The sequence below is a fragment of the Bacillus kexueae genome (assembly GCF_022809095.1).
GTDB classification, from domain to species: Bacteria; Bacillota; Bacilli; order Bacillales; family Aeribacillaceae; genus Bacillus_BZ; species Bacillus_BZ kexueae.
In genome coordinates, this window is the sequence record NZ_JALAZE010000001.1 from 160,704 (window position 1) to 183,398 (window position 22,695).

Consider the following 22,695-nt stretch of genomic DNA (forward strand, 5'->3'; position numbering starts at 1 on the left):
CCTGCAGTCTAGCTTTCGAGTCGCCACCATCTTGAATTGATATGAAACGAAAGTATTATATTTACTTATTTGAAAGTCGATATCTTAGTAGGTTAAGGAACCCGCAATTACTAAACCGATACCGATAGATAAAAATAGTAAGAATAAGCCAACCGCTTCGTTGTTATCATCGATGGCTTGTGTAATCTTAAACTTCGGCGTGATCCACTCAGCAATGTAGAACAATAATATTTGAATGACAATTGCAACACTTCCCCAGATCACCATATCTAATAAGTTAACCGAGTTTGCTATAGCTGAATACAACACAATCGCTAACCCTAAAATTCGTCCACCGAAAGCATAAACGGCTGCTTTATTTCCGTTTTTGATTAATTCAAATTCTTTATTTTTAGTCGTCACTTCGAATAAAATGATTCCGATTAATAACATAAGAGATGCTACCCCGATATACGAAATCGTTGAAAGAAATAAAGATGAAAATGTCATATTCTAACTTCCTTTCTGTTTATGAATTTACTACCCCGACCGGTAAGAAATAGGCCGCGTTGTCTGTAATTGGTCCACCAGCTCTAAAACCGATGGCACTAGGTTCAGCATTAATTAAAAAACTACCAACTAATAAATGGCATTCTTGCTTACCATTTGTCGTTTGAAGTAATTTTTTTGGTAATGGAACATACGATTGATAAACTGGAAGAGAGTCTTTATACGTTTTATGAGAGTCCCCCAAACGTATTTTTCTTCCTTCGTAAATTTCAACCGTATCTCCTTCTCGACCAAAGCTCGGCTTTTTCACGTAAGGAATTCCTTTTTCTAGGAACGGGGTGTCATCTAAATAAGTTGGTAAAAAATATGTATGAATCCATTGATGTTCCGTTTCCGTAAAAAAATGATGATGTTGTTCATGTAAGCCCCAAATTACCGCCTGGACTGCTTTTGACTGCAGTAAGAAGGCTGAAATTGGATTAATAATGGCCAAACGTCCTGTTTGAACAAGCTCTAAAAGTTGGATACCAACTTTCTCTTTGGTAATCGGGTCCTCATCTAGCAGCAAATGTTCAAGCGGGTATGTTTGACGATATAGAACATCTATTTTCCGTCCATGATGGTCATACAAGCCTTCCCCTTTTCGAATGGAGAGCTCATGTAATGGCACATAGGTGGATGGAAACGAAACCAACTCCTGCAAATATTGTGTCGTCCACTTGTCTTCAATGTGATCGTCATGAGACGTGAAGACGATATTCGGCTCAGTTAGTTTTAACTTAACAATAGATTCTTTAATGGCTTTTTCAACCGACCTCTTCAGCATACTTTCGCAGCCTGCATTCGGGTTTTCGACATCGAAATAGTCGGTCACTTTCTGATTCACATGAAAACATTCTTTAATAAATGTAGGAGTGTCAGAATTTAATTCAATCAGCTTCAACCCTTCATCTGTCATAATAAAGTCGCATCGTGCAATCACCGATTCAACCGGTAATATCCGCTGCCGAATAAAGGGTATTACCTCTTTAGGAAAATCTAACTGCATGAGTGTTTCATCATCTGAACGGCGTAATATCTTTGCCGTTTTGGCATAAATTTTCCCTACTCTTTCAGTTGCTATTCGAATATCATTCAACTCATCTTCTCTTAATGGATAATAGTCTAGTAGGGCATATTCTTCTCCATATAAATCCGGCCAAAATTGTGGAATTGATTGAAACAATTCCTTACGCTTTTGCTCAAAGCGATGTTCTCGTTCGGTCATTAACCACCAAATCCTCCCTTACTTCCCGACCCAAAGCCTGAGCTTTTCGATGTGCTTCCAGATGTGCTTCCTTTAAACGAGCTACTTCCTTTGTACGCTTTGTAATCAGAGCTTCCATATAGGGATGATTTTGATTTATACGCTTTTCCCATAAAGTAAAGATATCCGAAGTGAGGGGAATCAATATCATCACATTCCCACACACCATCGTCCATATCCCATTCCCATTCTGTACAAGAATCATCTTCAGGTACGGGAGGAAGTGAATATTCTTCATCTTCACTACATGCCGTTAAACTTGTTACCATTGTTGCGGAAATAATTCCTGTTAATAATTTTTTCGTCTTCTCCAATTCCATTCCTCCTATCGTTGTAATGGTCGATAGCGCTCCTACATGTTATAGTATAAAGGATACAGTTTCCAATTTGGAGGAGAAATTCATGTTATACCAATTAGAATACCGATTAAATAAAGAAAGTGAGCAATACCCAGCTATTTACCACTATCATGCCTTAAATCGGTCTGAATTACTTTGCCGCCGGATGTGTGATTATTTTGTTAAGGAGAATAAAATTTACAAAAGAACATCATCTGCTAAAGAAAAAGACCTTTTTGTCATTTATGTTGAAGAGGTATTCGATGAACAGCCATTTCAAGATGCTGTAACGTATAAAAATGTAACATTAGAAATTCGATTATTTAAAGAGGAAGAACCGTCTCCTTTATTGTTTACTTTTCACTTAACAAGTCATGAAGAAGCATTTGATTTTTTTGGAAACGATTATTTCCAATTTGGGGAATACGAATATGAACTGATTTGTACGGAAATTGATGAAGATCGATCAACATATGTGTTGTACGTTGACTTAACGGGATACAAATTCGAATAGAGAGAATTCTCTCTATTCGACAACCCTTTCGAAAAATAGCGATTTTTGCGCTTTCCCAAGAAATATTTACGTACAAATGGCTAATTGCTCTAGAAAACGTTCATAGGTAAGTTCTGATGTGTCTTTAACGTGCCAATCTGCCTGTTCCAAACCTTTTGTGTCCCCTACACCTATCGCATACATATCGGTCTTTTTAATTGCTTGCATACCTGCAAGGCCGTCTTCAATAGCAACGCAGTCGTTCGGAGAGCAATGCAGTTGTTCACATGCTTTTAAGAATATTTCCGGATCTGGTTTTCCGTTAGCTAATGTAGTCGGGTCAACGACATAGTCGAAATACGAAAGTAAGCCGACTTGATGTAATACTCGTTTAACATTCGTACTCGACGATGCGACTGCTAATTTCATTCCGTTTGCCTTCAAATCATGTATAAAGGCTATAATACCTGGAAGAATGACTGTTTCATCCATCTCTTCCACTAAAGTTTGATAGCAACTATTTTTCTCATTTGAAAAATGTTCAATGTCTCTCGAAGTATACGTTCGACCATTGTTTTTATAAATTGTTTCGGCGATTTCATGTCGATGCATTCCTTTTACACTATCATAATCATCGTATTCAAATGTTAATCCTCTTTTTTGGCACACCTTTAAAAAGGCTTCATAATGGGCCTTATTCGTATCAACAAGTACCCCATCCATGTCAAAGATTACAGCTTTCAAACTTACACACGTCCTTTTTAATTCTTTTCTGGAAATTGAAAGGTGATTGCCCCTTCTTTCCACTGTAAGTAGGCATCAAACGATTTCTCACCTTTTTGAAATCCCTTTATTAAATCCGTTTTTCCATCTTTCAAAAGTTTTTTAACATTCGCTTGTGTGATTTTTTTCGTTAAAATCGTTTTGGATATCGTCATTTTACAATCGTTTTTAGAATAGTTGGTACATCCGTAAAAAGTTCCTTTATCAATAATGTGACCACTACATTTTGGACATTTTCCGAGTTTAACAGCCCGCTTTTTTCCTTTTAGTTGATTAGAAGGAATTTGTTCGCGATCAATTTCATCGAAGGACCAGCCTTGACTTCCATTTTTCGCATCCTCAATCAGTTTTAAGACGAGCTTTTTCGTTTGTTCGATGAATTGTTTAGCAGAAGCCTCCCCTTTTCCTATCTCACGAAGACGCTGCTCCCATTTTGCGGTCATATCAGGCGAGGTTAATAAATCCGTGCAAATAGATTGAATAAGCAACTTCCCCTTTTCTGTTGCATACACTTGATTCTTCTTCACTTCAATATAACCCCGATCTTTTAACACCGTTATGATTTGGGCTCTCGTTGCTTCCGTTCCTAAGCCTTCTGTTTCTTTTAGCACTTTACTTAACGAATCATCTTCACTAAACTTCCCTGCCGTTTTCATTAAGGTAATTAGTTGCCCTTCCGTATAACGTTTCGGTGGCTCAGTTTTCCCTTCTTTGACCATAACGTCTTTTACTGAACCTGTCTCATTTTCTTCTAATGAAGGTAACATATTTTCTTTTGATTCCTTGTCTTTCAACACTTCATGCCAGCCTTTTTGGATGATTTGACTTCCTTTTGAAACAAACGTAGCCCGTTGATCAACGATCGTATGAACAGTTGTCGTGTTGATAATCGCTTCATCATAGTGAGCAGCGATTAGCCTTTTAATGATCAAATCGTAAATCTTTTGTTCTTCCTTTGGTAACGATTCAATCTTTACTACTTGTTCTGTCGGGATTATGGCGTAATGGTCCGTAACTTTCTTTTCATTGACATATCGTTTGTTTTGTAGCAATGACGGTTTCGGAAGTGGAAAATACGACTGATATTCTGGCATTTCTCTAAATTTAGCTAATGTATCAGGGAATAGTTTTGCTTCTTCTTTTGTGACAAAGCTGGAATCCGATCGCGGGTATGATATGATTCCTTTTATGTATAGTTTTTGTGCGATATCTAACGTTTTTTTCGGTGAAAATTTAAAACGTTTATTCGCTTCGGCTTGTAATGAAGAAAGGTTAAAAAGGTATGGAGGTTGATACTTTTTTTGTTCTTTTTTAATTTCTGTAATCTCCGCATCTTTCCCTTTACAAAACTGGGCAATCTTTTGAGCCATCTCTTGTTTTTCAATGCGACTCTCTCCATCTTTATGCCATTTTCCTCCATACTCTTTTCCATTCACTTGAAATGAAGCAATGACTTCCCAGAACGGTTTCGAGACAAAAGATTCGATTTCTTTTTCACGTTTTACGATTAACGACAAAGTCGGAGTTTGGACACGCCCAATTGAAAACAAGCTCGTAATCCCTTTTTCTTTTAAAAGCAAGGAATAGACGCGAGATGCATTCATTCCAACAAGCCAATCAGCACAAGAGCGACTATACGCTTCATAAAATAGGTTTCGTGTTTCAGATTCATCTAATAAATTGGAAAATCCGTTTTTAACGGCTGCTTCGGTTAGCGAAGATAACCACAGTCTCTTTAACGGTTGTTTCGGTTTGCAAAGCTGTAAAATGAGCCGAACGATTGCTTCACCTTCTCTCCCTGCGTCTCCTGCCATGATGATTTCATTAATTTCACGCTTCTTCACAAAGTCTCGAATGACTTGGAATTGTTTCCATTTTCCTTTTGCGACACGATGAGAAAACGTTTCAGGTAGGATCGGTAATGTGTCTAGCTTCCATTTCTTCCATTTCATATCGTATTCTTCTGGTGGAACTAATTCGCATAGATGCCCGATAGCCCATGTCATAATGGCACCTTTTGGAAACATGTCACATGGCATAATTTCTATATATCCATTCCTTTTTTTATTTGGAAAAGGTGCAGCTAGCTTCGCCCCTTGATCGGGTTTTTCTGCTATAATTAACTTCATTTCTTTCTTCCTTCCGTTACAACTTCCTGCTTGCATTATACCGGAATTCAGACCTTCCGTCATATGTTTTCCTAGCCCCACCTTACAAAGTATGTAAAAAAGGATGAGAAAAAGCAAAATATCGCTTTTTCACATCCCCATTAACATTAGTATCCTCCGTAACCGTAGCCTCCGCCAAAACCACCGACGAATGCCGTACCAACAATTACAAGTAAGATGAACAATACAACGATTAACGCAAATCCTCCACCTGCATAACCTTCAGACATGCTAGCGCCTCCTTTACCTCTTGGTTGAAGGTTTTTTACCTTCTTTACAACATATGTAACAGGTAGGAATTTGGTTAGATGGTTGTCGTTTGAAATATAAGAATGGGTCTTTACCTAATTTCCATGCTTACTAGGGGAATGTCCTAACCAAATAGGGTCAAGTTGCATATAGTAGGAGTAATTCCAGTTATAGGAGGTATGTCAAGATGGGATGTTACAGCCCTAACTATGGATGTGGCGGATATGGCTATGGTGGTGGATATGGTAATACGTTCGTATTGATCGTCGTATTGTTTATCTTATTAATTATTGTCGGTGCAGCTTGGTGCTATTAAATTAAATCAACATTTAAAAAGGGTGTCCAACGTGTTTATCGTTGGGCACCCTTTTCTTGTTAAATATTAGCAGTATTTGTCGTTTTATCCCGTTTGGAAAACAGGTTGGTTAAAGCGAATAATCGACTACCAGCGACCGTTAAAATAATAGATAAAGCCAGTAATGCTAAATCAAGTTCATACCCTGCCATTTGTCCATTTCCAAAAAATCCAGCCATTGGGAACTTTACGGTAACAATCGCACCGATCATGATAAGACCGAGCAATAGTGCAGAAACTTCTACCATGAGTCCTAAAATGAGTGCTAATCCTGCAACAGTTTCAACAATAGCGGTTAAATAAGCAACGAATGCGGGTAACCCAAAATTCTCTGTAAACATGCCAACAACGTTATCCATCATCGTAAACTTTTGAATGCCATGAGCTAACATCGTTCCACCTAAAATCAAGCGTCCAATGAACAAGCCCCATTCAACTCGATTGGTCATTCACCCATCTCCCTTCTTTATTTACACCTCTACTTTAATAGAAAATTCAGAACCTTTCTGTAATATGCGTTACAATTTAAAAATCAGGTCTTTGGACCCTCAAAATAGTTTAATATTTCTTCCCCCTTAAAAATAGACCCATTATCCATTTGGAATACGGGTGTATATATTTCACCTACAATCTGTTTCAGATGCTTTTGAGCTTTGATATTTCCTAAAACATTAACTTTTATATACGGAATACCATTTGTTTTTAAATGATTTATGGCTTTTGCACATTTTGAACAACCGTCCATCATATATAATGTATTCGTCATGACGATTTCCTCCTTACATGACTACTTTAACACGCTCATTCTTAAAAGCGCTGTAAGCTTCCTTACATGAAGATTAAGATCTTCCGTTATAATGAAAGATAAGAAAGTTCTTGAAAGGAAGAGTACAATGGATAAACTGTTCTTATTATCACAAATTAGTTTATTTGACGAGCTTCCGATGGAAGATATTAAAATCATCGATGAGTTAAGTGAGATGAAACCGGTAAAGAAAGGGACAACCATTTTATCGCCTGATAAACCGATGAAAGCATTATTTTTATTGAAGGAAGGTCAAGTGCGCTTATATCGAATGAATCAGAATGGAAAACAATTCACTGTTGATATATTAGTAGATGGTAATATATTCGGAGAAACGAGTACGTTGTCTTTAACAGACGATCAAATTTATGCAGAAGCGATGACAGATTCGTATTTATGCTTATTAAGCAAAGCGGATTTTGAAGAATTTATTGAAAAAAATCCAAAAATTGCTTTAAAATTCATCAATATATTATCAACACGCTTGAAGGAAGTCTATTCACTGAGTGAAAAAATTGCATTAGGTGATGTGAAAAACCGTATCCTTTACTTACTATTGAAATTAAGTGAAAAAACAGGTCGGAGAAAAAAAGAATGGCAAACGATTGAAATGCGTATTACCCATCAAGATATTGCCAATATGATTGGATCTACCCGTGAAACAACAAGTGCCGTTATGAGTCAACTGAAAAAAGAAGGCTATATAAAAAAAGGGTTACGACTCTCGGTGAACATTGAAAAAGCAAAAGAATTAATTGAGGAAGAATAATAGAAGGGCTCGTCTGATAAGTTCCTAAATTAGAATGATGGCAGCGGAAAGTAGTTTCCATTCCTCCAATTAGTTCTGATTGAAAAAAGGTGAATGCGACTCCAGCGGAAACATCCGAGCTGAAGGCCCAACAGACGAGCATCCGAGTCGAGGAGGAGATAAATGAGGCGGCCACGTCCTGTGCAAAGTTCGGATAGCGTCCTCTATCAGATGAGTTTAATTGAATTTAATCTACGATAAATGAGGGACTGTACTTTTTGGACAGCCCCTTTTCTATTTTTTGTGAACATAGTCTCCACTTTTCTATCGTTGGCTAGTTTCGGCTCCTAGCGCCTATCGAACTGGCGATAAGTCGATATCTCAGTGTGGGAATACCACTCCGACATGTGCGTCTGAAGAGCCTCGACCTTTCCTCTACATCCCATAAGAGCCAATCCACAACATTCCAACTTAAAAAATAGTTTACTATTCAAATGTAACATTTAAACCCATCATTTTTTTATATTTATTATTATATAATCTCTACTTCATTAATAAACTTATTAGTGCATGTACTATGTCTCTTCTTATTGGAACTGTATCGCCTCATCAGTTGGGTTTATCATGCAAAAAGTTCACTTCAATACTGGAGTTACCCCTTTCGAATAACTCCATTAGTGTACGATAAGCATTCTCGAAAAGTAGCTACATAAATCCCAATCACATCATGGTAGATGTTTTTCCATTTTAATATTTGGAGGTAAGGACAATTTGAAGTCTTTAAGTTTAAAATCTAAAGTTCTTATTATTTTTACTTTGTTGTTCGTCGTTGCAAGTTCAATTTTGTGTTACGTCGTGTATACATCTTCTTCCAAATTCGTTTCAAAATCAATCGGAATGCAAGCAATGCACATCGTGGAAGAAACGATCAAAATCATTGATGTAGAACAGTTTAAAACCATCACCCCAGAAAGTGGAGAAAATGAATATTTTGAAAAGCTTCGAGTACAACTGAATCAATTAAGAGAAATGAATAACTTAGACTATTTATATACGATATCCCGAAGAGAAACAAACAATGGATATGAATATTTTTATGTCGTGGATGGTTTGCCAAAAGAGGAAGCGTCAGCACTAGGTGAAATAGAACCTGAAGCCCATAAATTCGACCTAATGATTAAAGCATTTGAAACAAAAGAAACACAAGTAGGAGAGCTTGGCGTTTCGGATCAATGGGGAGCATTAGTTTCTTCTTATTCGCCTATTTTAGATAAAGAAGGAAACATCATTGCGGTACTCGGTGCTGATTATAATGCAACAGCGATATATGATCTCATGCAAATTAATAAGAGTCAAATGATTTTATTTATCGTCTTATTAATCCTAATCATTACCGTTATCATATATTTCATTTCGTCAATATTAGTGAAGCATTTAACTAAACTACAAAATGTAATGGTTGAAGTATCAAAAGGAAACTTAGATATACAGCTTACGTCCAACCGAAAAGATGAAATCGGTCATTTGATTCAGTCGTTTAACCAAATGACAACTGGGTTAAAAACAATCATTGACGGTGTAAATTATGCTTCTCATGAAATTAAAAATTCAGCAGAAAACCTTTCAATCCATTCCAATAAAGCGGCATCAGACATGCATACGATAGCTGAGAATATTGATAAGATGGTCGCGGATACAAATGAACAGAAAAATCATATCCTTCATACAAACGATACGATTGTCCAAATGAGAACCGCTCTACAATTGATTGCTTCATCTTTAGATAACACGGTCGATGCAACTCAACATATTCGTAATCTTTCAACAAAGGGTCGTGAAAGAATGAGTGAGGCGACCGTCCAAATGAATAAAATCAACGAAAAGCAAACGCATTCTCTCCAATTAATTCAAGAACTCGGCACAACATCGAAAGAGATTCATAAAGTTGTTACATTTATTTCGGAAATATCTGAACAAACAAATTTGCTAGCGCTAAATGCTGCCATTGAAGCGGCAAGAGCTGGAGAAAAAGGAAAAGGATTTGCCGTTGTTTCTCAGGAAGTTAGAAATCTAGCAGTTCAAGCACGTCAGTCTGCTAAAAATATTGAAGAGCTCATTAAAACAATTTTTGAAAAAATGGACCTTGTCATGAAAGCGATGAATGATAGCACAAATGAAGTCGTTTATGGTAAAAGCATTTTAGCAAAGACAGGAGATTCCTTTTACGAAATTATTGAAGAGATCACAAATATTTCGGGTCGAGTTGAATCGATTTCGGCTTCTACGGAGGAATTATCCTCAAGTAGTGATGAGGTCGTTCATTCAGTGGATGAAGTTCATCAAATCTCAGAGCGGAATTTTCAAAAAATCACACATTTATCAAACTTTATACAACAACAGTCAGATTCTGCGAATAAATTAAATGACTCAACGTATAGGCTATTTACTCTTTCTGAAAAAATGGATGAACTCATTTCCCAAATTTTCCACAAAAATTGATTTTCAATATGGAAAGTTAAGAAAAGCGCAAAGCTCAAGTTCTTAGGCGAAGGGCGCTTTAGGACCTGCGAGGAGGCTTCCGTCGCCACAGCAGGGCCGAAGCGACCCGAGCTGATGGCGCATGAGCTAGACACCAAAAAAACGGTAAAGGGAATACTTTAACACTTTATTGAACTTAAACTTTCTGTAACAAAAATAAAAGCTAAAAATCCAAAAGCATATTGGCTTTTGGATTTTTACTTAACGAAAGAAACGAATATAATGTTTTAATAGTTTCGGGAGCACGCCATCGAACAGCTTCTTGCGCCAATAAGCATCGGTTGTTCGTTGGACAGCAGCTGCGTGGTTCGGATACGGGTAAATCATTCGAGATAAGTCGCCGATTTTTTTTCCTTTTTGCTTCGCGTAAACGACGATTTGCATCCAATCCCCCGCTCCTTTTCCTACAGCATGAGCACCGACAATCTTCCCCTTCCGGTCCGTAATCAGTTTGACAAATCCCTCTCCATCACGATCAGCCACAAAGCGATCCACATCATTTAAAGAAGAGTGATAAACATTGATTTCTCCGTGTTTTTCTTTCGCTTCATTCTCAGTCAAGCCGAGATGAAATATCTCTGGTGAGGTAAATGTTACCCAAGGAATGTTATCATATGAAACTTTTTGCTTAATGCCTAATACAGCATTTTGAACCGTGCTCTTTCCTTCCATTCCCGCGACGTGTGTAAACATCATTTTCCCATTTACGTCCCCAATTGCAAAAATCGATTTCACATTCGTTTGTAAATATTGATTTACTTGAATGTATCCCTTTTCATCTACTTTAACAGCTGTATTTTCAAGCCCAATTTTGTCACTGTTAGGCGTGCGACCTGACGCAACGAGAATTTCATCAACATCAACGACGTGAACTTCTTCATTTACGATAATGGAAGCTCGTTTCCTGTCGCCAATCCGCTCAACTTTTTGTACGAAAGCGCTCGTTAAAATATTCAGCTCTTGCTGCAGTCTTTCTTGCGCAAACTCTTGAACTTCTGCATCTTCTTTAGCGAGGATATATTCCGAACGTTCTATGAGGGTGACTTCAGTCCCGAGTCTCTTCATCGCTTGGGCAAGTTCAAGTCCAATCGGTCCTCCACCAATGACAAGCATGGATTTCGGAAGTTCTTCCATTTTAAAAATCGTTTCGTTCGTGATAAAACCTGTATCTTTTAGTCCCTCAATCGGCGGGATAAAGGGACGTGAACCAGTTGCTATAACGATTCGTTTCCCCGAAACGATGAACCCATCTTCTAATTGGATTTCGTGGTGATTAAGGAAAGTCCCTTTGCTGATGAAAACATCTACCCCCATTTTGCGAAAGCGATCCGCATCATCATGAACTTGAATCGTGTCAATGGCAGCCTGCACCCGGTTCCTTACTTTAAGCCAATCAGCCTTTCCCGCTAATTGAACTCCGTGCTTTCGAGCCGTTTCATTCATTTCAAAAACTTCATTTGCTGCTTTAATAAGAGCTTTAGAAGGCACACAACCAAAATGTAAGCAATCTCCACCTGGTTGTTCTTCCTTTTCAATTAGTGCTACCTTTGCCCCAATTGATGCCGCTCCTGCTGCTACTGTCAGCCCTCCTGCACCGCCTCCTAAAACGACAATATCATATTTTTTGTCCATCACTTTCCTCCTCAGTCTCTACTGCAATATTCTCTTCGCTTCAAAAAAACGTTGGAATCCTGTATATAGTTCAATGATGAAAAAGATAAGCGTCACCCACAATACGAACGGTTCTAGTACCATCATGAATGAAAATAAAATGAATCCTTCTGTCCGCTCGGCTAGCCCTGCCTGATAGTAAAAGGACTTCATTCCTTGTTTTTCGCTAACTGCCCCAACAGTTAAAAAGATCGTCATGGACACGATGATGGATACTGATAATAAAAGAAGCGCCCATTGAACTTCTGGATGGCGAAATGCAATGCCTAGTATGACGCTAATCTCAACGATTCGGTCAAACGTAACATCCATTACTGTTCCAAAAGGAGACGTTTTCGTGTTTCGTGCCATCGTGCCGTCTACCGCATCTAAAAAGCCGGATAACCATAGAACGAGTAATGCAATCCATGTGTATTCGAAGTAATAAAACACCCCGGTTGTTGAGCCAATGACAAACGAAATCACGGTCACCTGATTGGCTGTTAATCCTTTTTTCAACAACCATTTTCCCGTCTTATCAAACATCGGTTGAACATATTTTCGTGCATGAGTGTCAAGCATTATAAACACCTCTTATTTCGGATTTGATATTCCGAATTTCTCTCTTAATCGTTTGCTAAATAGAAGTGGCACAATCGTAACCGCTAAAAATACCGCAACAGCCGCAATGATAATAGCGATATTTCCGCCCACTAGACTCGAACCTAAAAAGTTATAAGCGAACGTTCCCGGAATAATGCCTATCAAAGTTGCCAATGTGAACGAAACAAAGCGAACTTTTGACAAACCGGCTAAATAACTAATCATATCAAAATTAAATAACGGTATGAGTCGCAGAAGCAAAACGTAATAGAATCCGTTTTGTTCCAGCTGCTCTTGAATTTTTTTTGCTCGACCGTCCCATTGTTTATTTTTAACCTTATGACCTAGTTTGCTAGCTGCTAAAAAAGAAAGCGCCGCGCCTGATGTCGCCCCAATGATTGTATAGATCGTTCCATACAGGGCTCCGAAGGCTAGTCCAGCAGCAAGCGATAATACCGATGCTGGAAAAAATACAAACGGACGAATGGAATAAAGGACAATATAAATCAATGGAGCAAAAATACCGAATGATAGGATCCATTTTTGAATTGCCTTCGGTGTAACATTTAAATACGTTTCATTAAGCCAGATTAAACCGACAATTAACACCCCTAAAACAGATAGCTTAATGATTGTTTTTCCCTTCACTCTTTTTCACCTCCATGAAATACATATAAATCCTTTTCTTCCCGTAATCCGATTGTGATGACATCTCCGACTCGTAATGGGCTTGACTCGATGATATGAATATCAGCATCACATTCAGAAATGGAAAGCTGATAAAAGGTTTGTCCGTGCTTCATCCACGTATTTTTCACTACAGCTTCCCATTTTCGAAAAACCGTTTCGTTCTGATTAATGATTTTCAAGCGATTAGAGAAGACGAAGGAATTGTTTTCATACACGAAGCCGTCACAAAAAAACTTTGCCACTTTTGCATTAGCTGGACGTTCATAAATATCCTTTGGTTCGCCAACTTGCAATAACGTTTGGTCCATGAATACGGCAACCCGGTCCCCCAATAGCATCGCTTCTTCCATATCATGTGTAACGAATATCGCCGTCATTTCTTCTTTCTTCAAGATATTTTTAACCCATTCCCGCATAGTGTGGCGCAGTTCATTATCTAAACTGCTAAATGGTTCATCAAGTAATAATAATTTTGGATTTGTTACAAGTGCTCGGGCTAATGCTACACGCTGCTGCTGACCACCAGACAATTCATCCGGATACTTATTCCGTGCATCTTCCATTTGGATAAGCTTCAAATACTGCTGACCAATTTCTTCTATTTTTTGTTTAGATTTTTTTAATAACTTCAAACCGTAAACAATGTTTTCCCAAACCGTCATATGTCCAAATAATAATGGCTGTTGAAACATCATTGTGACTGGTCGCTCACTTGCCTGTAAATGAGTCATTTCATCTTCGTCGATTTTAATCGACCCTCCGTCTACATTTTCAAGACCTGCCAGGCATCGCAACAGCGTGGATTTCCCTGTACCAGAAGGACCAACAACTGCGATTATTTCCCCTTTTTTCATTTGAAGATGTAAGTCTTGAAATATCAATTGCTCTCGAAAAGATTTAGCCAATGACTGTAAATCGATATACATGCTTCCTCACCTTTTTTGTCTGTTGTTATATGGAACGAAAACTCGAATGAATCCTTCTACCACAATTAGAAAAATTAGTGGCAAAATGGCAAACAAGATTGAAAAACTTGCCATAACAGATTCATCAACTGTTGAGAAATACGGAAAATAAATCATGGCTAATGTAATGACATTTCCTCCACCAATGATGGCGGTTAGCGCGTATTGACTTAATGAAATGACAAAAATTAAAAACATAACAGCGCGAACAGTTGGAATCAGTTGTGGCAAATAAATGGTATAGAATATCGTCCGAGTTGATGCTCCTAAACTTTTCGCTTGTTCCTCCCACTTTAACCCGATTCGATCAAAGCTCGATCGAAACATTTTAATCGAATATGGAATGGTTGGGATTAAATGAACAATGGATACGCCAATTAGAGAATCCGCCAGCCCCCATTTAATCATTGCAATATGAATCCCCATTGCAATGGCTAATGAAGGAATGATAATCGGGAAAAGTAACAAAGATTCAAATACGTCCTTCCCAACGAATTCCTCATGAGCAAGTGTTTTTCCTACAACATATCCAACCATTAAATTGATGAATACGACAATTGCTCCTACGGCAAATGACGTGCCAATAGCCCTTAAAAGCTTTGGTTCATTCAACAAAACACGCCATGCTCGAAAGCTAAATTCTGTCGGAAAGAGGCTTCCGTAAGACCATGCTACTGAAAAAGAATGGAGAATGAGTAAAGCTACTGGAAAGAAGAATAATGCCGTAACGAAGAATAAAATACTCCATCTCTTTTTCATATGCGACCATTTCCTTTCATTAAGCGATAACGCTTCTTTCCTACCCACTTGGAAAAGAATAAGACGAGCATAAGGATGACGAAAGAAGTCATAATCATAATCGCAAATGCTTTCGGGCGCATTGTCCAATTGCTTTCATAAAACCATTCAAATGCTAAAACGGAAACCATTTTCGGATAGGTTGCCCCTAGTAAAGCAGGCACTTCATACGCAGCAAGGATAAATGAAAACAAGATAATTCCAGTTTCAAATAGGATAGGGACTAACCACGGCCATTCCACTGTCTTAAACACTTCCCATTCTGAACCACCGAGTGTTTTGACAACATCAATTTGTTGACGGTTCATCTCCAAATAAACGGGGAGAAGCATTAAAATAACAAAGGGGACTTCCTTCCATATATACGTAAAAATAATGCCTAAGCCGTAAGAATCGTATAGAAGGGCAGGAAATTGACTCGGATCATTTATTAAATTGAAATAGGCTAACACCGTTGAGAAAAATCCCGTTTGCCCTAAAAGTAAATAAATCATATAACCTGCGACAAAATGAGGAAAAATCATCGGAATCCAAACGATAAGCTTCCACTTTTTATTAGCCATATATTTATATAACGAGCGGGTCAACCATAAGCCAATTATTAAGGAAATCACTGTTGAAACGATCGTAATATGCAAACTATAAAACAATGACTTCCAAAACGAATGGTCTGTAAATAATTCGATATACGGGTCAAATAATGGAACATTTGAACCGCTCATACTTTTAATAAAAGCTTTAAATAAACCGTAAAATGTTAAAAACAAAGGAAAGAAAATGAGTGGTAAAACATATACCACCCATTTATTTTCCTTGCACCACCTTTTCATACCATGTCTCCTTTAACCAATTCACATATTCGGCATCTACTTCGGGTAAAACTTTTCCTTGAAGCTGATCTGCTTCGATAACAGAATCGCCTCTGTCAACTTCGTTAAATTTCGCTTGCATTTCAGCTGGTAGCTTTGATAAATCTAACGAAAAACGATCCCCCCAATAGGTCGGTTCATACTTGGCAAGCTGTGCATCAGGAGATAATAGATGATTAATCACTACCATCGCACCCGCTTTATTTGGACTATTAAATGGTATCGCTAAGAAATGAGTGTTCCCAATTGAGCCTGTATCGAGCACAAACGATTTTGTTGTTTTCGGAAATACGCCTTCATTTATTAAACTTTCAGCTCTCGCTTCGTTATATCCCATCGTCATCCAAACTTCGCCACGACTGTACAATCGATCAAGTTCGGTTAAATCTTTTGGATATGTTTGTCCTTCACGCCATAAATTCGACTTGATTTCATTTAAATAAGACCACATTTCTTCCGTATTTTTTTGTACAAACGCTTCATCATATCCCTTCTCTAACAGCGATTCAACATCGACGGAATGATATAAAAGATGCCTTAAAAACGCATTTCCGGTAAAGTCACTCGCTTCTGGATACGTAAACTTCCCTTTATTTTCATTCGTCCATTTCAATAGTTCCCCAAACGACTGAGGAGGTTCTGGAACATTCGCTTCATCATATAAAAACACAAATTGAACTTTCCCCCACGGTGCTTCAAACCCTTCTGTTTTCGTACCAAAATCATATTGAATATCTAAACTTTGTTTATCAACATATTCGTTCATGTTTGGCAATAAATCAGTAAAGGGTCCGTATAATAGGCTTTGCTCTTTAGCATTTTTGAAATTCTCACCATTAATCCAGATAATATCGATTGTTCCTTCTTTTTTCTCCGCTTCTTTTTCAGTCACTAGTTTTTGCAAAATGTTTTGTGTATCCATCGGGACACGTTCAAATTCAATATCATATTCTTCTTTTAATTTAGGAGCGATTACTTCATCCATGTATTGATTAATCCCTTCGTCTCCCCCCCACATAAACATTCGAACAGAAGTCCCTGTCCCATCAGCTAAAATGTCATTCCATGTGGCATTTGTGTAGTCAGTCGTTTGCATGCTTTCGTTTGAGCAGGCTGCTAAAGCGAATATTGCTAAAATAATCAAGGTTAAAAATTTCTTCATCAGCTCTTCCTCTCTTTCAAGTGTTCCTTTTCGTATGATTGTGCGCTAAAAAATCTCATCATCATTTATTACATGGCGTTCAAAAAAGAACACTTCCATGCAATTTCGTACCTATTAAGAGTTTCACTTATGTAAATACTGTACAAAGAATTTAGCTTTTTTTCTGTAAGCTTACTTACACTATGTATGGAACGACATCCTCCTTTATTTTACAAGACGATAACCCTTTTTTCTTGTCTTTTTTCATTTTGTTTGTTTTCGAAAAGATTGTTGTATTTTCATACATTTTTAAAATGAACTCTGGATATTCGCTACGGACACTTCCTTCCCGCTGGGAGAGCTGTTAAGGTTGGCAACTGGAGATAAGTCGATATCTCATTTCGGATATTTTCCCGTTCGTGCGTCTGTGGGCAGTCGTCTCCACTTTTCAACCAGCCTCCTAGGCATGCCTCTACGGGCTCTTCAGATCGTGCTGTTCCTGTTGAAACCGCCATCTTTCGTCTCAAGTATTACTTCATTTCACAACCAAAAGCAAAAATGTATGCGAATGCTATCTTTTGAAAAAAGCTAAAAAAAGGCCCCATGAAAGTTAAACCTTTCTGGAAAGCCCTATAAGAAAGATTATGCAGTTAAAAACTGAAGGACTTCCCGCTCAAAGGACGTAAAATCATCGATTAATGGAGAATGTCCAACATTCTTCAATATTCGCATGTTTGCTCGACCGTTAAAATCTTGAATTATTTCTTCTTGCATCTCTCGGCTTACAATCACATCTTTATCTCCCCATAGTAGGAGAGTCGGTGCATGTATCTTATCGACCTCTTTCGTTCCTTCTACAACTCCGTTGGATTGATGGCTAATGTTGAACCTATTCATTGCATTGTACACTTCTAATAAATTTCTTTGTTGCAAAATATCTTCCAAATACGCTCGATAACGAGAGCGTTTCGGTTTATTCACCGGATACATAGTTACGTTTAAGATTTGCTCTAAAAATGCCGTATTTTTACTTTCATACGCATTGGAAATTGGAATGTATCGAGCGCGGTCATTCTTGATTTCTTCCTTCGATTTCAGACGCTTTCGATAATCAGTTTTCCCGAATGCATTCACTTTAAAGAAAGGATAACCCCTCGTCGACATCGATGAAACTAAAATTAATTTATTTACATGAGATGCATATGTTGAGGCAAATTGCATTGCAATACCGCCCCCCATCGACCATCCCATTAAATGAAAAATAGGAAGTTTTAACGTATCGACGAAGGCTTTCAAATCGTTCGCAAAATCATTTAAAGAGTTAATCGGGTTGACATATGAAGATTTCCCTTGTCCTCTTAAGTCTGGAGCAATTAACGTATAGCGATCGTCAAAATGATCAAACATAATGTCCCAATGGTAAGAAGAAATCATATTCCCATGAACTAAACAAATCGTCTCTTCTCCCCCTGCTCTCTTACGATAGGCGATAGTTTCTCCATTAGGCAACTGGACCGATTGAAGAATCGCATTCATACCGTTATGTCCCCCTCTTACGGTTTAATTGTGAGCGGTTCCAAGAAAACGATGAATAAATTGAGCGGTTTCATCCGCTTTTGAAAAGAGAATGGAATAGTGATTCGCTTCTTCTACTAATTCGTATGAACTACCGACGATTTTACGTTGTAGTTGTTTGACATGTTCATCGGTAACCATTTGGGCGTTATCATCCATAAAACAATCCCCTGCTCGCAATAGGAGGGTGGGGGTTTTGATTTTGTCATAAAATTTTGTGATATCAACATTTTTTAAAGCTTCTACTTCCTCTTTTACAGCCTCTTTCGATACTTTTGAACGGACGGTCCCATCCGGAAAATGAATACAATCTGCGTAGAAATACTGTTCATGACCGATGGTCCACGGATGGAAGAATGGATTCTTCCGCATAGCTTGAATATAAGCTTCAAAAGAAGGATACGTAACGTCAAGACGGTCGATACTTGGGCGTATTTTTTCAAAGATGGTTTCAGATAATGGGCAGCCTCCATCTAGTAGAATCAATTGTTTGACTGAGTTGGGGAACAATGTAGAAAACGCAAGCCCGATAAAAGCACCTAATGAATGCCCAATGAAAATACATGATGGTATGCTGAGTGCTCTTAATACACCGTGGACGTCCTTTGCATGTGTATAAATATCGTACCCATAAGGTGGTTTTTCGCTATCTCCTCTACCACGCAAATCAATTCCAAATACATGATAGTGATCTGTTAAGGATGCTGCGATGGAATCAAAGCAACGACTATTCGCTGTTAATCCGTGGACACATACAATTGGCGTTCCTTTCCCACCAAAATCAACAACATGAATATCTACATTATTTGCGTGTACTTTCCGATCTTTCATGAAATTCCTCCAACTGATTCATTTCATTTTAGATTGGGGCGTTGATAGCGGACGTCTCGTTCAAATAGGACTCCGCTAATCACCCTCATGTATGACAAGAAACAACGAAATTGGATAACAACCGCTCATAATCAGTTGTATGTTTGTCATTGATTATCCTATTCGTGAATCATGAAGGAATTTCCTTTTCGTTACGTTAAAGTTAGCTCTGCCATGACAGGACAATGATCACTCCCGTATATGTGATCGTGTATTTCAGCTTTGACTAAATGGGGCTTTAATGTCTCTGAAAGAATGATATAGTCAATTCTCCACCCAATATTTCGTTCCCTTACTTTGTTCATATAAGACCACCACGAATATTTGTCGGTTACATTCGGATGCATCGAACGAAAAGTGTCGATGAAACCTTCATTTAACAGCTTCGTCATCTTTTCACGCTCTTCATCGGTAAAACCTGAATTTCCTTTATTCGCCTTATCATTTTTCAGGTCAATCTCTTGATGAGCAACATTTAAATCACCGCAATAAATGACCGGCTTTTTCTGTTGAAGTTGTGTTAAATACTCCCGCATCCGATCTTCCCACTCGAGTCGATAAGGTAATCTCGATAAGTCACGTTTTGCATTCGGTGTATACACATTCACTAAATAAAATGATTCGTATTCTAACGTAATGATTCTTCCCTCCGGCTCACTTTCTCCCTCTTCAAAGCCATATGAAACGGAAAGCGGTGTCTTTTTTGTAAACACAGCCGTTCCTGAATACCCTTTTTTCACAGCATAATTCCAATATTGTTCATACCCATCTAGCTCTAAATGGATTTGCCCTTCTTGAAGCTTTGTCTCCTGTACACAAAAAAAGTCTGCATTCACTTCTTGAAAATATTCAAGAAACCCTTTTTTTACACAGGCTCTCAATCCGTTCACATTCCATGAAATAATTCTCATTCTATCTTTCTCCTTTTCTAAGATGACGCTATGTATTAAGATACTAAAAGATGAAAGAATTGGCTAGAAGAGAGGACGATGATGATGAATCGAAATGAATTGGAAAAAAAGATTGTTCAACAATATCAACAAGATGAAAAAATGATGATTCTCGTATTCGCACAATGGTGCATAAATCACGATTTAAATCCGATTGAACTATATCAACGCGCCTATCCGAATCAAGGAGAAAATCAGCCATTAAAAGATGCACTAGAACTAACAGTGCCGAAAGAGGAAGCAGGACCGATTAAGAATGAAACCGTATTAGGCGTTTTATCACTATTTGGAAATGAAGAACTTGCCTTTGTCGTGTCAGAGGAAATAAATAAAAGAAAATGAGCAAGCGTCTGCGCTTGCTCACACCGTAGCATTAATCATTAACGATTGCTTTTATTTCTTTTACATAATCTCCATCTTTAATAATGATGTTGGCTAAATGAACGACGACTTCACCTTCCTCGGTTTCTACAAAGAAGACATACACAAACATGTCTACCTTCCCCGTTACAAGAGCTTCGACATCGACTGCATCATCCGCTAGATTTTCGATATCGTAACTTTCCTCTCCACCTATTACATACTCCCAAAATTCATTTATATTACTGTGGCCTGTATGACTAATCCCAGTTGCATGATACGGACCTAAAAGAGCTATGACATCCTCCCTCGTACGGGTATTCTCCAATTTTTTTTGTAACTGATACGCTTTCTGCTCAATCGATTGTTTGTTCTTTTCTCCTACATTACTCGTTTTCTCTTTTTCTACTTCAACATCTTCATTGCCTGTTTCGTCTGTATTATTCTCATGAAAGTCGGTAGCTCCATGTTGATTTCCTTCTTGTTCATCTTTCTCTTCTTTTTGTTCATCTGTATTATCATTAGAATTCGGTTCATTTTGTACAGTTTTCGGTGGAATAGTTTCTTCGTTTTGATTCGTTTCCCGTGTATCTTTCTCTTTCGTTTGGTTAAGAGATGGTTGGACTCTTGTGTCGTTTTCTTCCTTTCCACTTACCTTCTCATTTTCACTCTCCAAATCTTCTACGTTCGGTTTCTTTTCAGCTGCTTGACTAGATGTTTCATATAAAGAATTATTTATTCCCTTTTCATTCATCGATGTTTCAGCTAACATTGGCTGATCTTGGTGAACTGCCGCTTCTTTGTTTTCGTAACCATTGACATGTGAAACACTTGCCGATAATAACAATGCAAAAATTACCATTATTTTTTTCATCGCGGTCCACCTTTTCTCTTAAAAAGTATCTTCACTTATTTAAACGTAAGAGAAGGATAAAATGTTTCATTTTTATTACAAAAATTTCAGATTATTAAAAAGGCTGTTTTCGTATACATTGTTGCTTTTACAAACTTTTTTCACAGAATACTTACCATTACGCTTCAGTCACTTGCTTTACGCGGGGAGCTGTCTAGTTTCGGCTCCTATCGTCTAGATCTCGCGAGTCAAGTCGCTCATTGAAAAAAGCCATCCAAAATGTCCCCATTTCCCGGAGCGATTTATAGATAAGTTAGAAATTAAACCCTGCCAATACTCAGAAAAAGCGCAAGTCCTTAGGCGAAGGGCGCTGGAGGACCTGCTTGGAGGCTTCCGTCGCCACAGCAGGACCGAAGCGACCCGAGCTGATGACGCTTGGAGCTAGACACCAAATAAACTGTAAAGAGAAAACTTTAACACTTTATTGAACTTAAACTTTCTGTAACAATAAAAAAAGCGAGAGACAAATGTGCTCTCACTTTTCGCTTTATTCCGCTTCGTCTTTATGATCTTGACAAAATTGAAGAAGATAGTCCAGTTCTTCCTCTTCTAATTCAAAATCTAAATGTTGGTTCGTTCCCGCTTCTAGTATGTGGTACTGGGCAATCTTCACGTCTTCCGCCGTGACGGCAAGAATGACTCTTACTTGAACACCATTTTCTCGAAACAACTCGTCTTCTTCATCTACTTGTACGTCTAGCATAAATTCGTAACGATCTCCATCTAAAATCCCGGTCGGATCATGTAATCGTTCAACAGTGTAGCTTGTAATGTTCATTGTTTTCTTCCTTTCGTTTCGAATCCATTTCCTATTATACACAGAGTACGTACCGATTACACGAAAAAGGTTATTGTTTCGACGAATGTTCTTTTTGTTTAAGTGTAAACTGATACGGGTTACATCCTAAATACTTTCTCACCTTATTTGTTACGTTCGGTTTTGAGCTTTCAAAAGGTTGGACACGTTTCAATTTGGCTAAGACGCTTCCATCAAAATATTTCGGATACATATCATTCCTCCTCACCTTTTTAGGTATAT

The 22,695-nt window shown here is 38.0% G+C and carries 27 protein-coding genes; 5 read left to right on the forward strand and 22 right to left on the reverse strand.

Annotation, left to right across the window (positions count from 1 at the left end; translation table 11 throughout):
* Nucleotides 1–84: 84 nt before the first annotated feature.
* The 3 genes from ML543_RS00895 to ML543_RS00905 are packed head-to-tail and all read right to left on the reverse strand — an operon-like array spanning nucleotide 85 to nucleotide 2,115.
* Entirely contained in the window at nucleotides 85–489 is a 405-nt protein-coding gene (locus tag ML543_RS00895; protein ID WP_243385258.1) for a DUF350 domain-containing protein, read from the reverse strand.
* A 19-nt stretch (nucleotides 490–508) separates the two neighbouring features.
* Nucleotides 509–1,756 (reverse strand): glutathionylspermidine synthase family protein, encoded by a 1,248-nt coding sequence (locus ML543_RS00900; RefSeq protein ID WP_243385259.1) that lies wholly within the window; start codon nucleotides 1,754–1,756, stop codon nucleotides 509–511.
* Entirely contained in the window at nucleotides 1,756–2,115 is a 360-nt protein-coding gene (locus ML543_RS00905) for an aminotransferase yhxA (protein WP_243385260.1), read from the reverse strand. The genes ML543_RS00900 and ML543_RS00905 overlap by 1 nt, the downstream gene beginning before the upstream one ends.
* Before the next feature lie 82 nt (nucleotides 2,116–2,197).
* On the opposite strand from ML543_RS00905, the gene ML543_RS00910 reads away from it, so the two are divergent.
* Complete coding sequence (locus ML543_RS00910) at nucleotides 2,198–2,647, forward strand: hypothetical protein (RefSeq protein WP_243385261.1); 450 nt, start codon at nucleotides 2,198–2,200, stop codon at nucleotides 2,645–2,647.
* A gap of 66 nt (nucleotides 2,648–2,713) precedes the next feature.
* Here ML543_RS00910 and pgmB read toward each other — a convergent pair whose 3' ends face one another.
* The 3 genes from pgmB to ML543_RS00925 all read right to left on the reverse strand — a co-directional run bounded on the left by pgmB (nucleotide 2,714) and on the right by ML543_RS00925 (nucleotide 5,807).
* On the reverse strand, nucleotides 2,714–3,370 hold the full coding sequence (gene pgmB / locus ML543_RS00915; protein ID WP_243385262.1) for a beta-phosphoglucomutase: 657 nt from the start codon (nucleotides 3,368–3,370) through the stop codon (nucleotides 2,714–2,716).
* 17 nt (nucleotides 3,371–3,387) lie between these two features.
* Entirely contained in the window at nucleotides 3,388–5,538 is a 2,151-nt protein-coding gene (locus tag ML543_RS00920; protein ID WP_243385263.1) for a DNA topoisomerase III, read from the reverse strand.
* A gap of 146 nt (nucleotides 5,539–5,684) precedes the next feature.
* Nucleotides 5,685–5,807, reverse strand: coding sequence for a YjcZ family sporulation protein (locus ML543_RS00925; RefSeq protein WP_243385264.1), 123 nt, complete (start codon nucleotides 5,805–5,807; stop codon nucleotides 5,685–5,687).
* Nucleotides 5,808–6,013: 206 nt separating this feature from the next.
* Between ML543_RS00925 and ML543_RS00930 the strand changes: the two genes are divergently transcribed.
* Nucleotides 6,014–6,142, forward strand: coding sequence for a YjcZ family sporulation protein (locus tag ML543_RS00930; protein ID WP_243385265.1), 129 nt, complete (start codon nucleotides 6,014–6,016; stop codon nucleotides 6,140–6,142).
* 59 nt (nucleotides 6,143–6,201) lie between these two features.
* Here ML543_RS00930 and ML543_RS00935 read toward each other — a convergent pair whose 3' ends face one another.
* Entirely contained in the window at nucleotides 6,202–6,630 is a 429-nt protein-coding gene (locus tag ML543_RS00935; protein ID WP_243385266.1) for a DoxX family protein, read from the reverse strand.
* Between the two features lie 83 nt (nucleotides 6,631–6,713).
* Nucleotides 6,714–6,947 carry a glutaredoxin family protein gene (locus tag ML543_RS00940; RefSeq protein WP_243385267.1) on the reverse strand — a complete coding sequence of 78 codons (234 nt, stop codon included), beginning with the start codon at nucleotides 6,945–6,947 and terminating at the stop codon, nucleotides 6,714–6,716.
* Nucleotides 6,948–7,074: 127 nt separating this feature from the next.
* Between ML543_RS00940 and ML543_RS00945 the strand changes: the two genes are divergently transcribed.
* Nucleotides 7,075–7,755 (forward strand): Crp/Fnr family transcriptional regulator, encoded by a 681-nt coding sequence (locus ML543_RS00945; protein WP_243385268.1) that lies wholly within the window; start codon nucleotides 7,075–7,077, stop codon nucleotides 7,753–7,755.
* Between the two features lie 750 nt (nucleotides 7,756–8,505).
* On the forward strand, nucleotides 8,506–10,233 hold the full coding sequence (locus ML543_RS17220; protein WP_243385269.1) for a methyl-accepting chemotaxis protein: 1,728 nt from the start codon (nucleotides 8,506–8,508) through the stop codon (nucleotides 10,231–10,233).
* 240 nt (nucleotides 10,234–10,473) lie between these two features.
* On the opposite strand, the gene ML543_RS00955 is transcribed toward ML543_RS17220, so the two are convergent.
* From ML543_RS00955 to ML543_RS01005, 11 genes are all read right to left on the reverse strand, one after another.
* Nucleotides 10,474–11,904, reverse strand: a complete 1,431-nt coding sequence (locus ML543_RS00955; protein ID WP_243385270.1) for a dihydrolipoyl dehydrogenase family protein — start codon at nucleotides 11,902–11,904, stop codon at nucleotides 10,474–10,476.
* An 18-nt stretch (nucleotides 11,905–11,922) separates the two neighbouring features.
* Nucleotides 11,923–12,504, reverse strand: a complete 582-nt coding sequence (locus ML543_RS00960; protein WP_243385271.1) for a CDP-alcohol phosphatidyltransferase family protein — start codon at nucleotides 12,502–12,504, stop codon at nucleotides 11,923–11,925.
* Nucleotides 12,505–12,516: 12 nt separating this feature from the next.
* Nucleotides 12,517–13,173 (reverse strand): TVP38/TMEM64 family protein, encoded by a 657-nt coding sequence (locus ML543_RS00965; protein ID WP_243385272.1) that lies wholly within the window; start codon nucleotides 13,171–13,173, stop codon nucleotides 12,517–12,519.
* Nucleotides 13,170–14,141, reverse strand: a complete 972-nt coding sequence (locus tag ML543_RS00970; RefSeq protein ID WP_243385273.1) for an ABC transporter ATP-binding protein — start codon at nucleotides 14,139–14,141, stop codon at nucleotides 13,170–13,172. The genes ML543_RS00965 and ML543_RS00970 overlap by 4 nt, the downstream gene beginning before the upstream one ends.
* Before the next feature lie 6 nt (nucleotides 14,142–14,147).
* Nucleotides 14,148–14,939, reverse strand: coding sequence for an ABC transporter permease (locus tag ML543_RS00975; RefSeq protein WP_243385274.1), 792 nt, complete (start codon nucleotides 14,937–14,939; stop codon nucleotides 14,148–14,150).
* Nucleotides 14,936–15,808, reverse strand: coding sequence for an ABC transporter permease (locus ML543_RS00980; protein ID WP_243385275.1), 873 nt, complete (start codon nucleotides 15,806–15,808; stop codon nucleotides 14,936–14,938). The genes ML543_RS00975 and ML543_RS00980 overlap by 4 nt, the downstream gene beginning before the upstream one ends.
* Nucleotides 15,783–17,009: an ABC transporter substrate-binding protein gene (locus ML543_RS00985; RefSeq protein WP_243385277.1), complete on the reverse strand. Its 1,227-nt coding sequence runs from the start codon at nucleotides 17,007–17,009 to the stop codon at nucleotides 15,783–15,785. The genes ML543_RS00980 and ML543_RS00985 overlap by 26 nt, the downstream gene beginning before the upstream one ends.
* A 311-nt stretch (nucleotides 17,010–17,320) precedes the next feature.
* Nucleotides 17,321–17,515, reverse strand: a complete 195-nt coding sequence (locus tag ML543_RS00990; protein WP_243385278.1) for a hypothetical protein — start codon at nucleotides 17,513–17,515, stop codon at nucleotides 17,321–17,323.
* 115 nt (nucleotides 17,516–17,630) lie between these two features.
* Complete coding sequence (gene phaZ, locus ML543_RS00995) at nucleotides 17,631–18,524, reverse strand: intracellular short-chain-length polyhydroxyalkanoate depolymerase (protein ID WP_243385279.1); 894 nt, start codon at nucleotides 18,522–18,524, stop codon at nucleotides 17,631–17,633.
* A gap of 24 nt (nucleotides 18,525–18,548) precedes the next feature.
* Entirely contained in the window at nucleotides 18,549–19,394 is an 846-nt protein-coding gene (locus tag ML543_RS01000; RefSeq protein WP_243385280.1) for an alpha/beta fold hydrolase, read from the reverse strand.
* 191 nt (nucleotides 19,395–19,585) lie between these two features.
* The gene (locus ML543_RS01005) at nucleotides 19,586–20,344 is read right to left on the reverse strand and encodes an exodeoxyribonuclease III (RefSeq protein ID WP_243385281.1); all 759 of its coding nucleotides are present in this window, start codon (nucleotides 20,342–20,344) and stop codon (nucleotides 19,586–19,588) included.
* Nucleotides 20,345–20,428: 84 nt separating this feature from the next.
* On the opposite strand from ML543_RS01005, the gene ML543_RS01010 reads away from it, so the two are divergent.
* Nucleotides 20,429–20,725 carry a hypothetical protein gene (locus tag ML543_RS01010; protein ID WP_243385900.1) on the forward strand — a complete coding sequence of 99 codons (297 nt, stop codon included), beginning with the start codon at nucleotides 20,429–20,431 and terminating at the stop codon, nucleotides 20,723–20,725.
* Between the two features lie 31 nt (nucleotides 20,726–20,756).
* On the opposite strand, the gene ML543_RS01015 is transcribed toward ML543_RS01010, so the two are convergent.
* The 3 genes from ML543_RS01015 to ML543_RS01025 all read right to left on the reverse strand — a co-directional run bounded on the left by ML543_RS01015 (nucleotide 20,757) and on the right by ML543_RS01025 (nucleotide 22,666).
* Nucleotides 20,757–21,617 (reverse strand): hypothetical protein, encoded by an 861-nt coding sequence (locus ML543_RS01015; protein ID WP_243385282.1) that lies wholly within the window; start codon nucleotides 21,615–21,617, stop codon nucleotides 20,757–20,759.
* A gap of 526 nt (nucleotides 21,618–22,143) precedes the next feature.
* The gene (locus tag ML543_RS01020; RefSeq protein ID WP_243385283.1) at nucleotides 22,144–22,434 is read right to left on the reverse strand and encodes a DUF6509 family protein; all 291 of its coding nucleotides are present in this window, start codon (nucleotides 22,432–22,434) and stop codon (nucleotides 22,144–22,146) included.
* Between the two features lie 70 nt (nucleotides 22,435–22,504).
* Nucleotides 22,505–22,666, reverse strand: a complete 162-nt coding sequence (locus ML543_RS01025; RefSeq protein ID WP_243385284.1) for a hypothetical protein — start codon at nucleotides 22,664–22,666, stop codon at nucleotides 22,505–22,507.
* Nucleotides 22,667–22,695 lie beyond the last annotated feature (29 nt).